Here is a 13,280-nt window from a genome sequence, read left to right as displayed (position 1 = left end):
CCGGCCGCCCGTTCCACCCGCCCGAAGTCCCCGCGCCTCACCCTCCGGCCCCACCCCCGGTCCCCACCGCCAACACCCCCGCCGGCCCCGCCCGAAATGGGTTCGCCACTGCTGAGCCGCGGGTGAGATCCTTGGCTCGGTATGTCTACTTCCTTCGCCGATCTCCAGACCCTGCTGGCCGATGTCTCGCTGCGCGACGCGCAGCGGCTCGGCCGCCGTCTCGAGGGCGCCCGGCGCATCCGTAAACCCGAGGCACGGCAGGCCGTGCTGGACGAGATCGCCGGTGAGGCCGGAAAGGCCGGCGAGCGGATGCGGCTGCGCGGCGCGCGGGTGCCCGCCGTCACGTATCCCGAGCAGCTCCCGGTCAGCCAGAAGAAGGACACGATCCTGGAGGCGATACGCGACCACCAGGTCGTGATCGTCGCGGGCGAGACCGGGTCGGGCAAGACGACCCAGATCCCCAAGATCTGTCTGGAGCTGGGCCGCGGTGTCCGCGGCATGATCGGACACACCCAGCCGCGCAGGCTCGCCGCCCGTACCGTCGCCGAGCGGGTCGCGGACGAGCTGAACACGCCCCTGGGCGAGGCCGTCGGCTGGAAGGTCCGCTTCACCGACCAGGTCGACCAGGACGCGACCTTCGTCAAGCTGATGACCGACGGCATCCTGCTCGCCGAGATCCAGACGGACCGCGAGCTGCGCGCGTACGACACGATCATCATCGACGAGGCCCATGAGCGCAGCCTCAACATCGACTTCCTGCTGGGCTATCTCGCCCAGCTCCTCCCCCGCCGCCCTGACCTCAAGGTCGTCATCACCTCGGCGACCATCGATCCGGAACGCTTCTCCCGCCACTTCGGCGACGCCCCCATCGTGGAGGTCTCGGGCCGTACCTATCCGGTCGAGGTCCGCTACCGCCCCCTCCTGGAGGAGGACGGCGAGGACGGCGACCGCGACCAGATCACCGCGATCTCCGAGGCCGTGGACGAACTCCACGCGGAGGGCCCCGGCGACATCCTCGTCTTCCTCTCCGGTGAGCGTGAGATCCGCGACACCGCGGACGCCCTGGAGAAACGCAAGCTGCGCGGCACCGAGGTCCTCCCTCTCTACGCCCGTCTCTCGCACGCCGAGCAGCACCGTGTGTTCCAGCGGCCCTCCGGGAACGTGACCCGCAGGATCGTCCTCGCGACGAATGTGGCCGAGACCTCGCTGACCGTTCCCGGCATCAAGTACGTGATCGACCCGGGCACCGCCCGTATCTCCCGCTACAGCCACCGCACCAAGGTCCAGCGTCTGCCCATCGAGCGCGTCTCGCAGGCCAGCGCCAACCAGCGCAAGGGCCGCTGCGGCCGGACGTCCGACGGCATCTGCGTCCGGCTCTACTCGGAGGAGGACTTCGAGTCCCGCCCGGAGTTCACCGACGCCGAGATCCTCCGTACGAATCTGGCCTCCGTCATCCTCCAGATGACCGCGGCCGGCCTCGGCGACATCGAGAGGTTCCCCTTCATCGATCCGCCGGACCACCGCAACATCCGCGACGGTGTGCAGCTTCTCCAGGAGCTCGGCGCGTTCGATCCGTCCCAGGCCGCGCAGAAGGATCCGAAGAAGAAGCTCACTCCCCTGGGGCGCAAGCTGTCCCAGCTCCCGGTCGACCCGCGGCTCGCCCGTATGGTCATCGAGGCCGACCGCAACGGCTGTGTACGGGAAGTCATGGTGATCGCCGCCGCGCTCTCCATCCAGGATCCGCGCGAGCGCCCCGCCGAGAAGCAGACGCAGGCCGATCAGCAGCACGCCCGCTTCAAGGACGAGACATCGGACTTCCTCGCCTTCCTCAATCTCTGGCGGTACATCAGGGAGCAGCAGAAGGAACTGTCCTCCTCCGCCTTCCGCCGTATGTGTAAGTCGGAGTATCTGAATTTCCTGCGGATCCGGGAGTGGCAGGACATCTACTCCCAGCTCCGCACGGTCGCCCGGCAGATGGGCATCCACCTCAACGAGGAGGACGCCGCGGACCAGTCCGTCCATGTCTCGCTGCTGGCGGGCCTGCTGTCGCACATCGGCATGAAAGAGGTCAAGGAGGCCGGTGCGGAGGCCGCCAAGAACGCCGGGAAGAGCGCCGGGAAGAACGAGTATCTGGGCGCGCGCGGCGCCAAGTTCGCGGTGTTCCCCGGCTCGTCGCTCTTCCGGAAGCCGCCGCGCTTCATCATGTCCGCCGAGCTGGTGGAGACCTCCCGGCTCTGGGCGCGCGTCAACGCGAAGATCGAGCCCGAGTGGATCGAGCCTCTCGCCGGCCATTTGCTCAAGCGCACCTACAGCGAGCCGCACTGGGAGAAGGACGCGGCGGCCGTGATGGCGTTCGAGAAGGTGACGCTGTACGGCGTACCGATCGTCGCCCAGCGCAAGGTGAATTTCGGCCGTATCGATCCCGAGATCTCCCGGGAGCTGTTCATCCGCAACGCGCTGGTCGAGGGCGACTGGCGTACGCATCACCAGTTCTTCCATGACAATCGCAAATTGCTGGGCGAGGTCGAGGAGCTGGAGCACCGCGCACGGCGCCGCGACATCCTCGTGGACGACGAGACGCTCTACGACTTCTACGACCGGCGCGTGCCGGACGACGTGGTCTCCGGCGCGCACTTCGACTCCTGGTGGAAGGCGAAGCGCCGCGAGGAGCCGGAACTGCTCGATTTCGAGCGGTCGATGCTCATCAACGAGAAGGCCGGCTCGGTCACCAAGGACGACTATCCGGACTCCTGGCGTCAGGGACCGCTCACATTCCGTGTGACGTACCAGTTCGAGCCGGGCGCGGACGCGGACGGCGTGACCGTCCACGTACCGCTCCAGGTGCTCAACCAGGTCACCTCCGAAGGCTTCGACTGGCAGATCCCGGGGCTGCGCGAGGACGTGGTCATGGAGCTGATCCGTTCCCTGCCCAAGCCGATCCGCCGCCACTACGTGCCCGCGCCGAACTACGCGAAGGCGTTCCTGGAGCGTGCGGTGCCGCTCCAGGAACCGCTGCCGGTCACGCTCGCGCGCGAGCTCCAGCGGATGGTGGGCGTACCGGTCACGGGCGACGACTTCGATCTGTCACGGGTGCCCGGCCATCTGAAGATCACCTTCAGGATCGTCGACGAGCGGCGCCGCAAGATCGCCGAGGACAAGGATCTGGAGGCGCTGAAGCTCAGTCTGCGGCCCAAGGCCCGCCAGGCTCTCTCGCAGGCCGCCGCGGCCACCGCGGAGCGCTCGGGCGGCGCGTCGATCGAGCGTACGGGCCTGACGGACTGGACGATCGGCAGCCTCTCCCGGGTCTTCGAGACGCGACGGGCCGGCCAGCCGGTCAAGGCGTATCCGGCCCTGGTCGACCAGGGGGCGACCGTGGCCGTACGCCTCTTCGACACGGAGGCGGAGCAGCAGCAGGCGATGTGGGCGGGGACACGGCGGCTGATCCTGCTGAACATCCCGGTGAATCCGGCGAAGTTCGCCTCGGACAAGCTCTCCAACCAGCAGAAGCTGGCACTCTCCCGCAATCCGCACGGCTCGGTCCAGGCGCTGTTCGACGACTGCGCGACGGCCTCGGCGGACCGGCTGATCGCGGACCACGGGGGGCCCGCCTGGGACGAGGAATCGTTCCGGAAGCTGTACGACAAGGTCCGCGCCGATCTCGTCGACATGACCGTACGGACCGTCGGCCAGGTGCAGCAGATCCTCGCCGCCTGGCAGGCGTGTGAGCGCCGGCTGAAGGCCACGAACAGTCTGACGCTGCTGAACAACGTCCAGGACGTCAAGGACCAGCTCGCGGAGCTCGTACCGGCCGGCTTCGTCACCCGCGCCGGGCTGCGCCGGCTGCCGGACCTGATGCGCTACCTCGTGGCGGTGGACCGGAGACTGCAGCAGATGCCGACGGCCGTCCAGCGCGACACGACACGGATGGAGAAGGTCCACGAGATGCAGGACGAGTACGCCTGGCTGCTCGAACAGCTCCCGAGGGGGCGGCCGGTGCCGCAGCAGGTCCTGGACATCCGCTGGATGATCGAGGAGCTGCGGGTGAGCTACTTCGCGCACGCTCTGGGCACGGCGCAGCCCGTCTCGGACAAGCGCATCATGAAGGCGATCGACGCGGCGGCGCCATGACGCCCGCCGTGACGGCCCCGTCGCCATCGGTCAGTTCGACCGCACCCTGCGAGCTGCTGTAGAGTCTCGTTTCGCAGCCGAGGAAACAAGGCCGCGAAACCTGGTCCTGTGGAGCAGTTTGGAGTGCTCGCCACCCTGTCAAGGTGGAGGCCGCGGGTTCAAATCCCGTCAGGACCGCAGCGAGAAGGCCCGTATCCGATCGGATACGGGCCTTTCGCATGCCCGCGTCCGGGGTAGGCGCGGGATCCCCGCGCGGCCGACTTCCTCGGGGACGGCAAGGGCCGTCGACGCCCTGGTATGGGCCCAGTAATGGCGTGCCCAAATCCCCGGGGCACGGTCCTGAGTGTCTTGACGGCGTCATCCGCCGGGGGTACCTAAGCATCAGGGCCCCTTTGTTCGTCCCAGTCCGGGGCCCCGCACCGGGGGGTGGTGTCCGGGATGTCATCGACAGCGAGGCACGAGACACGCGCGCTGCTGCGCGCCCATCTGGCCGCGGCCTCAGGCCATCCGCACCGTACGGGCTACTGCCCGATCTGCCACCGTCTCCAGCGGCTCGCCATGGAGCCCTCCGCGGCCGACGACGGCTTCGCCGACGGCTTCTTCGAGGACGAGTTACCCGACGATCTGGCGTCGTCCGCGCCCTGAGCCGCCCGCGCCCTCCCGACGGCCCCGAGCGGCCCCCTGGCGGCCTCCGGCGGCCTCACACCCGCCGGGCGGCCCTCCACCGGACCGCGGCGGCGGTCAGGGACGGCGCCGGCACCGATCCGGTCGGATCCAGCGGGTGGGACAGAGCTCATCGACAAGGGGCATACGGTGTGACGGGCATCACGGAACAATTTCGACCAAGGGCAGCGCTTACACCCTTCCTACAATCCATCAATTTAGTATGTGCAATTGCACTGCCCTCGAAATCCCTCCGGAAACACCCGCCCCACCTTTCACACAGCGGCCGAGCAGGGCAGGAACACCCGTCTCCCGGCGCACAAAAAAGATCGCGCTGGACCCGGCGGAGTCCAGCGCGATCGACGACTTACCCGTGTTGCGTAGGCATGGGACCTGTTGGGGCAGGTACCTGTCGTATGGAGCTATAGGTCGGGACGACCGGATATGGGGGACCCGGCTGTTCCTGGTCAGTGAGCCCGGTTGGACTCCGTAGTGCCCTGTTGCGCCTTGCTGAGCCGTGAATAAAGGCGTCAGGCCTCGCTGCGCTGCTGCGGAATACCCGCAAGCAGTGCGCGGACCTCTGCCTCGCGATACCGGCGATGCCCACCGAGCGTGCGGATGGACGTGAGCTTGCCGGCTTTTGCCCAGCGAGTGACCGTCTTCGGGTCCACGCGGAACATCGTGGCAACCTCAGCCGGGGTCAGCAGCGGCTCGGCATCAGGGGTGCGAGCGGTCATGAGCGGCCTCCTCGGGAGAACCGAACCATCTCGGTTCTTTCCTCTAAATTCTGCACCTTGACCCGCGTTGCCCGAAATGGCGGACGCGGGCCGAGTCGGTTATAGGACGAACGGCTTGTCCTCGGCACTACAACTACACCATCCGTCCAGCCACGTCGGCCAAACCGATGGAATTGCCCTCTGAGGTGTTCATCAGCGGCGGAAGCCGATGGACCATGCCATAGCGGACAGTCACGTCACAGATACGATCAGTCACAGAGCGATCAGGAGCCACTGGACCCCCCGTACATCGTGCAATGCTGAGCGATCCGCCCACACTTGGACGGAAGGAGCCCTCCCCGGACTCCTTGTCCTATTTTGACACGAGGAGGGGCGATGGGCGCAAGAGCCCCGTTAGTGCGGTCCGTCACGCTTGCGGGCATAGGCCCGGATCTGGACCCGTGCCTCAGTGCCTGAATTCAGGCGTCGTTCAGACCCGCTTCGAGCCCGGTTCAAGGCCCGTTCACGCCCGCTTGCCCGTCCGTTCGGGTATCGGCTGCCCGAAACGGTCAGTTGGCGAACAGCCGCTCCCTGACAGCCCGCCAGCGCTCCGTCAGCCGGCCGTACGCCGCTCCCGCGCCGTCGCCGTCCCCGAGCCGCAACGCCGCGATCCCCGTCGCCACATCGGCGGCCGAATGGTCCCCGGCGAGCTGCGTCCCGGAGAGAGCGTGCACCAGACCTCCGTAGTCCAGTTCGACCAGCGACCGCGGATGGAACTCTTCCAGCCACCGTCCCACGTCCACCAGACCTTCGATGAGCGGCCCGTCGTCCACCGTCTCCCGCAGCGTCTTCAGCGCGCGGGCGAGCCGCCGTCTGGCCTGCACCATCGGCGTCCGATAGCGCAGTACGGGCACTCCGGGGCCGCCCGCCCCGTACTCCCGCTCGTCGTCGGAGAAGAGGGCGAACCAGCCCACCGGCACCTGCCAGACCGCCGTCCTGATCCAGGGCCGCGCGTCCGGATTCCGGTCCCGCCAGCGCTCGAAGTCCGCGGCGGCCTGGCCGCGCACCACCGGCGGCAGCACCGCGTCGAGCAGCGGCACCGGCAGCGACTCCGCCAGTTCCTCCAGCGCCAGCCAGCCGCGCAGCCGGGTACGCCACGGGCAGACGCACACCACTCCGTCCACCACGGCGACGAACGCGTCCCCGCTCTCGTGCACCGGCACGGCCACCGGCGGCGTGGGCAGCAAGTCGGCGAGGGAGCGGCGCAGTTCGTCCTGCGCGGTGGGCGTACGGTCACGTCTGGCGTAGCGGGTCCAATGCTCTCTCTCCGGTTCGGGAAAGGCCGCCAGCGGCTCATAGACCCGCAGGTAGGACGCGTAAGGAACGAGGACAGAAGACACCGCCGGCATGCCGCGCATCGTCCCACGCCTGTACTCCTCCAGGGGGTGATCCTGGGCACTGCGGCTGATCTACGCCCCCGTAGGACTTACTCTCTTGCTTGCCCAGCCGGTCCCTCCCCACCCACAGGAGGGACTTCCCACCGCCGCTTCGTACTTGGGAGTCACCACCGTGACCGATCTGACCGACGGCGTCCTGCACACCCTGTTCCGCTCGGAGCAGGGGGGCCATGAGCAAGTCGTGCTCTGCCAGGACCGTTCCAGCGGCCTCAAGGCCGTCATCGCCATCCACTCCACCGCCCTGGGCCCGGCCCTCGGCGGCACCCGCTTCTATCCCTACGGATCCGAGGCGGAGGCCGTCGCCGACGCGCTGAACCTCTCCCGCGGCATGTCGTACAAGAACGCCCTGGCCGGTCTCGACCACGGCGGCGGCAAGGCCGTGATCATCGGTGATCCGGAGCAGATCAAGAGTGAAGAGCTGCTGCTCACATATGGCCGATTCGTGTCGTCGCTCGGCGGCCGGTATGTCACGGCCTGCGATGTCGGCACGTACGTGAAGGACATGGACGTCGTGGCCCGCACCTGCGCGTGGACCACGGGCCGCTCCCCGGAGAACGGCGGCGCGGGCGACTCGTCGGTCCTGACCGCGTACGGAGTCTTCCAGGGCATGCGGGCGAGCGCGCGGCACCAGTGGGGCGACCCGTCGCTGAGCGGCCGTACGGTCGGGATCGCGGGCGTCGGCAAGGTCGGCCGCCATCTCGTGGAACACCTCCTGGAGGCCGGCGCGCATGTCGTGGTCACGGACGTACGGGAGGACTCGGTACGCCGGATCACGGACCTGTATCCGCAGGTCGCCGCCGTCGCCGACACCGAGGCGCTGATCCGTACCGACGGGCTGGACATCTACGCTCCCTGCGCGCTCGGCGGCGCGCTGAACGACGCGTCCGTCCCCGTCCTCACCGCTACCGTCGTGTGCGGGGCCGCCAACAACCAGCTCGCGCATCCGGGTGTCGAGAAGGATCTCGCGGACCGCGGGATCCTCTACGCGCCCGACTACGTGGTGAACGCCGGCGGAGTGATCCAGGTCGCCGACGAGCTGCACGGCTTCGACTTCGAGCGGTGCCGCGCGAAGGCCGCGAAGATCTTCGACACCACACTGGAGATCTTCGCACGCGCAAAGGAAGATGGCATTCCGCCGGCCGCCGCGGCGGACCGGATCGCCGAGCACAGGATGGCGGAGGCCCGCCACCGCTGACGGTCGGGAGAGGGGCGTCCCGGTGTTCGGGAGACGAGACTCACGCCGGTCGGCGGGTCGCCCCTCCAGAAGAGGTTAAAATCGACGCTGACCAGCGAGGACGGGGCGCCCCGTTGGTCCTGCGCCGGGGCGCGTCATGCGGGCGGCGTACCGTATGGCCGCGGAAGCAGGTACCGTTGAAGCCCTACGGACGGGTCTCTCCGCGGAGAGCTCGTTCTGATTCATGAACGCGTGTCAAGACTCTGGGGCCGTCGAGCCCCGTCACCGAGGGGGTCGAGCCATGGGGCGCGGCCGGGCCAAGGCCAAGCAGACGAAGGTCGCCCGCCAGCTGAAGTACAACAGCGGCGGGACTGACCTGTCGCGTCTGGCCAACGAGCTGGGCGCGTCGACCTCGAGTCAGCCGCCGAACGGCGAGCCGTTCGAGGACGACGACGAGGAAGACGACCCGTACGCACAGTACGCGGATCTGTACAACGACGACGAGGACGAGGACGACGAGTCCGGGCCCTCGGCGCAGCGCCGCGGCGCTTGACGTCCGTATACCCAGAGCAGTATCTCAGTGGCCCGGTCCGGGGCCGTAGTCCTGGACCGGGTTCTGTGCTGCCCGGATGTCCACCGGGCCGTGGGCGGTCCATGAGCGCCCGACGCGGATCGGCGGACTTTGGCCGACTTTGATCGGTGGCCCGCCGTCCATGACGTCCATGGCCGGTTTTCGCACGGTGTCCTGTGCTGTCATGAGCGCTTCGCATCGTTCGTCGACCGGTCCGGGTGACCGAGGCCGGTGACCGGCTCAGCTCCGGTAGTCGCCCGTCAGCGCCGCGCCCGTGGTGTGCTCGCCACGCTCCGTGATCTCACCGGCGGCCCAGGCGTCCACTCCCCGGTCGGCGAGTGTGATGAGCGCGGCATCGGCCGACTCCGCCGGGACGACGGCGATCATGCCGACTCCCATGTTCAGCGTCTTCTCCAGCTCCAGGCGCTCCACCCGGCCGGCCGTTCCGATCAGGTCGAAGACCGCGCCGGGCGTCCAGGTCGAGCGGTCCACCGTGGCATGCAGCCCGTCCGGGATCACCCGGGCGAGATTGGCGGCCAGACCGCCGCCGGTGACATGACTAAACGCGTGCACCTCGGTCGTCCTGGTGAGCGCCAGACAGTCCAGCGAGTAGATCTTGGTGGGCTCCAGCAGTTCCTCTCCCAGGGTGCGGCCGAACTCCTCGACCTGCCGGTCCAGCGACCAGCCGGCCCGGTCGAAGACCACATGACGGACCAGTGAGTACCCGTTGGAGTGAAGACCGGAGGACGCCATGGCGATCACCACATCACCCGTACGGATACGATCCGCGCCGAGCAGCCGGTCCGCCTCGACCACGCCCGTACCCGCGCCGGCGACATCGAAGTCGTCCTCGCCGAGCAGTCCGGGGTGCTCGGCGGTCTCGCCGCCGACCAGCGCGCAGCCGGCCAGCACACAGCCTTCGGCGATGCCCTTGACGATGGCGGCGACACGCTCGGGGTGGACCTTGCCGACACAGATGTAGTCGGTCATGAAGAGCGGCTCGGCGCCGCAGACGACCAGATCGTCCACGACCATGCCGACCAGATCGTGACCGATCGTGTCGTACACGCCCATCTTGCGGGCCAGATCGACCTTCGTACCGACTCCGTCGGTGGCGGAGGCGAGGAGCGGGCGCTCGTAGCGCTTGAGGGCGGAGGCGTCGAAGAGGCCGGCGAAGCCGCCGATACCGCCCAGGACCTCGGGGCGGCGGGTCTTCTTCACCCACTCCTTCATCAGCTCGACCGCGCGGTCACCGGCTTCGATGTCGACGCCCGCGGCGGCATAGCTGGCACCAGTAGTCGTCTCGGACATGGCTGGGTACTTTCCTGTCGGCATTCGGTCGTCAAAGGTGGGTGCGGGAAGTGGTGCGGGGCGGCCGTGAGAGAGGGGATCGCGGGAGCGGCCTCACCGACCTCGGCGGCGCCGGCATCGGGACCGGCTCCACGCCCACTCCCTGACGCGCGCCACCGTTACGGGCGGCGGAGCGCGTCCGTGGCCGCGGTATTGGCCGGGCCCGCCGCCAGCTCGTTCTCCAGCAGCTGCTTGCCCAGCAGCTCGGGATCGGGCAGATCCATCGGGTACTCGCCGTCGAAGCACGCGCGGCAGAGGTTCGGCTTGGCGATCGTGGTCGCCTCGATCATCCCGTCGAGTGAGATGTACGCGAGCGAGTCGGCGCCCATGGAGATCCCGATCTCCTCGACCGTCATCCCATTGGCTATCAACTCGGCCCGGGTGGCGAAATCGATACCGAAGAAGCACGGCCACTTCACCGGCGGGGACGAGATCCGGATGTGGACCTCGGCGGCACCCGCCTCCCGGAGCATCTTGACCAGGGCCCGCTGGGTGTTGCCGCGCACGATCGAGTCGTCCACGACCACCAGGCGCTTGCCCCGGATGACCTCTCTGAGCGGGTTCAGCTTGAGGCGGATACCGAGCTGGCGGATGGTCTGGGACGGCTGGATGAAGGTCCGGCCGACATAGGCGTTCTTGACGAGGCCCGAGCCGTACGGAATGCCGCTGGCCTCCGCGTAGCCGATGGCGGCGGGCGTGCCCGACTCGGGGGTCGCTATGACCAGATCCGCCTCGACGGGAGATTCTTTGGCGAGTTTCCGCCCCATTTCGACACGGGACAGATAGACGTTGCGGCCGGCGATGTCCGTATCGGGACGGGCCAGGTACACATACTCGAAAACACAGCCCTTGGGCTTCGCTTCCGCAAATCGCTGGGTGCGGAGACCGTTCTCGTCGATGGCGATCAGCTCGCCGGGCTCGATCTCACGGACATACGCGGCGCCGCAGATGTCGAGGGCTGCACCCTCGGAGGCGACGACCCAGCCGCGTTCGAGACGGCCGAGGACCAGCGGGCGGATGCCCTGCGGGTCACGGGCGGCGTAGAGGGTGTGCTCGTCCATGAAGACGAACGAGAAGGCGCCCCGGACCTCGGGCAGGATCCGGGCGGCGGCGTCCTCGACGGTGAGGGGCTTGCCGTCGTCGTCCACCTGGCTGGCCAGCAGCGCCGTCACCAGATCGGTGTCGTTGGTGGCGGCGACCCGGGTCGAGCGGCCGTTCTCCTTGGGCAGATCGGCGACCATCCCGGCGAGCTGGGCGGTATTGACCAGATTGCCGTTGTGACCGAGCGCGATGGAGCCGTGGGCGGTGGCCCGGAAGGTCGGCTGCGCGTTCTCCCACACCGAGGCTCCGGTGGTGGAGTAGCGGGCGTGACCCACCGCGATATGGCCCTGGAGGGAGCTGAGCGAGGTCTCGTCGAAGACCTGGGAGACCAGGCCCATGTCCTTGAAAACGAGGATTTGGGAACCATTGCTCACAGCGATGCCCGCGGACTCCTGTCCACGGTGCTGCAGGGCATACAGTCCGAAATAGGTGAGCTTGGCGACCTCTTCGCCCGGGGCCCAGACTCCGAAGACGCCACAAGCGTCCTGGGGGCCCTTCTCTCCGGGGAGCAGGTCGTGGCTGAGTCGTCCATCACCACGAGGCACGCCACCGAGTGTAGGCGAGATCGACCACTGGTCCGAATTGGGGATGCGGGCCGGCTCCGCGATCGCCCGTCGGAAGAGGTCCCGTTACGTGCCCGGAGCCGCGGCCACGGCGTTCAGGCCCTGGCCATCGGGGTGCTTGAGGATCAGCGAGCGGTGGTGCAGTTCATATGTGACTTTGCCCTCCAGCACCTTCTGCACCTGGCGTTCCAGGGTCATCTCGGGTCCCGGACAGAGCTTGCGCGTGGCGGAGAGCCGCCCGAAGGTGAGCGTGGAGGCGGCCTTCTCCCCGGCCCCGTCCGCGGCTTCGGAGATCTTCACGGTGCCGCGGAAGCTGTTGCAGCCGAGGCTGCCTTCCACGGAACCGTCCTTACCGAACGTGAGATGCGCCTTGCCGTCGGTGCCCTGAGGCAGGGAGGTCGCGGTGGCGCCGTCGGCCAGCGCGCTGACGGTCCACTCCGTACCGGTGAGCGGGACGGGCGGCGCGGAGGTCAGGGTGATCGTGTCGCCGTCGGCGGTGGTGAGCGTGAGCCGCCGGTCCTCGGCGGACCCTCCCTCGACGTCCTTGACGGCGGCCTTGAGTTTTCCGGCGAAGGCTCCGCCGAGGGCCTTCTCGAATTCCTGGAGCTGCTCGGGGCAGCCGATCAGCGTCGACTCTTTATCACCCACGGTGATCGTGTCGCCGTCGACGCTGACATCCGCGCCGATGGTGTTGCAGCCCGTACGCGCGCTGGCCCGGCCGTCGGCGCCGATCTCCACGCTCGCTCCCGCGGGCGCGGCGGTCTTCTTGCCGTCGACGGTCAGACTGTCGACGCTCCAGTGGACGTCGGTGAGAGGCAGATCGGACTGTACGGAACCGCCGGAGCCGCTGCCGGAGCCGGACTCCGTACCACAGGCGGTCAGCGTGAACAGTGCGACAGCGGTGACCGTGGTGATGGCGGTGGTCGCAGTGATGTTGGTGATCTTCTGTTTCCGCATATCCGTGGGACGGGGCGTCGCGGCGTACGGTTCCGTCACTCCGCGCGCCGACACCGCCGTCACCCCATGAGCGGAAGCAATTCACCCAGATCCGCGCGCTCCCCGCTCGCGCTGACCTGCGCCGCGTCAAGCGCCTCGCGCCAGGTCGTACGGCCGGTGGCGAGCCGGATCCAGGTGAGCGGATCGGTCTCCACGACGTTGGGAGGCGTGCCACGGGTGTGCCGCGGGCCCTCCACGCACTGCACCACGGCGTACGGCGGAATCCGCACCTCCGTCGACGCGCCGGGCGCCTTCACGGCGAGCGCGTCGGCGAGCAGCCGGGTGCAGGCGGCGAGAGCCTGCCGGTCGTGGGGAACACCCAGCCCGGCCACGGCCCGGTTGAGGTCGTCGGTATGGACGACCAGCTCGACGGTCCGCGTGACCAGGAAGTCACCGAGCCGCATGGCACCGACCCGCGTCGCGAGTATCCGATCGTCGGGAGTTGCGGGCAGCAGGGCGCCGATCCGCGCGGCGGTGCGCTCGAACAACTCGCCGGGGGAAGCGGACACCGCGACCGCCTTGACGTCCTGGCTGATGTCCGAGGCGAGATCGGCGGTCGCG

Annotated in this window: 10 protein-coding genes and 1 tRNA gene; 5 read left to right on the top strand and 6 right to left on the bottom strand. The window is 68.5% G+C overall.

Translation table 11 applies throughout. The annotated features are described in order from the left end of the window. The first annotated feature begins 141 nt into the window (after positions 1-141). From hrpA to BFF77_RS21480, 3 genes are all read left to right on the top strand, one after another. A complete protein-coding gene (hrpA, locus tag BFF77_RS21490) occupies positions 142-4,128 on the top strand; it encodes an ATP-dependent RNA helicase HrpA (protein WP_066952396.1) in 3,987 nt (1,328 codons plus the stop codon). A 102-nt stretch (positions 4,129-4,230) separates the two neighbouring features. Beyond that, positions 4,231-4,305: transfer RNA gene (locus BFF77_RS21485), tRNA-Asp, on the top strand. Between the two features lie 261 nt (positions 4,306-4,566). Beyond that, positions 4,567-4,773 (top strand): DUF6274 family protein, encoded by a 207-nt coding sequence (locus BFF77_RS21480; RefSeq protein WP_066952394.1) that lies wholly within the window; start codon positions 4,567-4,569, stop codon positions 4,771-4,773. Positions 4,774-5,321: 548 nt separating this feature from the next. On the opposite strand, the gene bldC is transcribed toward BFF77_RS21480, so the two are convergent. Further along, the gene (bldC, locus tag BFF77_RS21475) at positions 5,322-5,528 is read right to left on the bottom strand and encodes a developmental transcriptional regulator BldC (protein ID WP_003949541.1); all 207 of its coding nucleotides are present in this window, start codon (positions 5,526-5,528) and stop codon (positions 5,322-5,324) included. A gap of 548 nt (positions 5,529-6,076) precedes the next feature. Then, on the bottom strand, positions 6,077-6,916 hold the full coding sequence (locus tag BFF77_RS21470) for a DUF8083 family protein (RefSeq protein ID WP_066952400.1): 840 nt from the start codon (positions 6,914-6,916) through the stop codon (positions 6,077-6,079). 160 nt (positions 6,917-7,076) lie between these two features. Between BFF77_RS21470 and BFF77_RS21465 the strand changes: the two genes are divergently transcribed. Together BFF77_RS21465 and BFF77_RS21460 are read left to right on the top strand one after the other, a co-directional pair. Further along, a complete protein-coding gene (locus BFF77_RS21465) occupies positions 7,077-8,159 on the top strand; it encodes a Leu/Phe/Val dehydrogenase (RefSeq protein ID WP_066952398.1) in 1,083 nt (360 codons plus the stop codon). 280 nt (positions 8,160-8,439) lie between these two features. Further along, positions 8,440-8,691 (top strand): DUF3073 domain-containing protein, encoded by a 252-nt coding sequence (locus BFF77_RS21460; protein WP_046508206.1) that lies wholly within the window; start codon positions 8,440-8,442, stop codon positions 8,689-8,691. Between the two features lie 258 nt (positions 8,692-8,949). Here the strand turns inward: BFF77_RS21460 and purM are convergent, their stop codons facing one another. The 4 genes from purM to BFF77_RS21440 all read right to left on the bottom strand — a co-directional run. Beyond that, positions 8,950-10,020, bottom strand: coding sequence for a phosphoribosylformylglycinamidine cyclo-ligase (gene purM / locus BFF77_RS21455; protein WP_066952392.1), 1,071 nt, complete (start codon positions 10,018-10,020; stop codon positions 8,950-8,952). 158 nt (positions 10,021-10,178) lie between these two features. Continuing rightward, a complete protein-coding gene (gene purF / locus BFF77_RS21450) occupies positions 10,179-11,705 on the bottom strand; it encodes an amidophosphoribosyltransferase (RefSeq protein ID WP_066952390.1) in 1,527 nt (508 codons plus the stop codon). 84 nt (positions 11,706-11,789) lie between these two features. Beyond that, positions 11,790-12,680, bottom strand: coding sequence for an META domain-containing protein (locus BFF77_RS21445; RefSeq protein ID WP_066952388.1), 891 nt, complete (start codon positions 12,678-12,680; stop codon positions 11,790-11,792). A gap of 59 nt (positions 12,681-12,739) precedes the next feature. Continuing rightward, the coding region (locus tag BFF77_RS21440; protein ID WP_066952386.1) for a sterol carrier family protein at positions 12,740-13,280 on the bottom strand (541 nt) is incomplete at its 5' end.

It is taken from the genome of Streptomyces lushanensis (assembly GCF_001700515.1).
GTDB classification, from domain to species: Bacteria; Actinomycetota; Actinomycetes; order Streptomycetales; family Streptomycetaceae; genus Streptomyces; species Streptomyces lushanensis.
The sequence above is the reverse complement of the archived record's forward strand: the minus strand, read 5'-3'. Positions and strand labels throughout refer to the sequence as shown.

Coding starts and splice junctions, on each gene's coding strand:
- bldC (WP_003949541.1), bottom strand. CDS start 5,528: ATGACCGCTCGCACCCCTGATGCCGAGCCGCTGCTGACCCCGGCTGAG.
- BFF77_RS21445 (WP_066952388.1), bottom strand. CDS start 12,680: ATGCGGAAACAGAAGATCACCAACATCACTGCGACCACCGCCATCACC.
- BFF77_RS21470 (WP_066952400.1), bottom strand. CDS start 6,916: ATGCCGGCGGTGTCTTCTGTCCTCGTTCCTTACGCGTCCTACCTGCGG.
- BFF77_RS21480 (WP_066952394.1), top strand. CDS start 4,567: ATGTCATCGACAGCGAGGCACGAGACACGCGCGCTGCTGCGCGCCCAT.
- BFF77_RS21460 (WP_046508206.1), top strand. CDS start 8,440: ATGGGGCGCGGCCGGGCCAAGGCCAAGCAGACGAAGGTCGCCCGCCAG.
- hrpA (WP_066952396.1), top strand. CDS start 142: ATGTCTACTTCCTTCGCCGATCTCCAGACCCTGCTGGCCGATGTCTCG.
- purM (WP_066952392.1), bottom strand. CDS start 10,020: ATGTCCGAGACGACTACTGGTGCCAGCTATGCCGCCGCGGGCGTCGAC.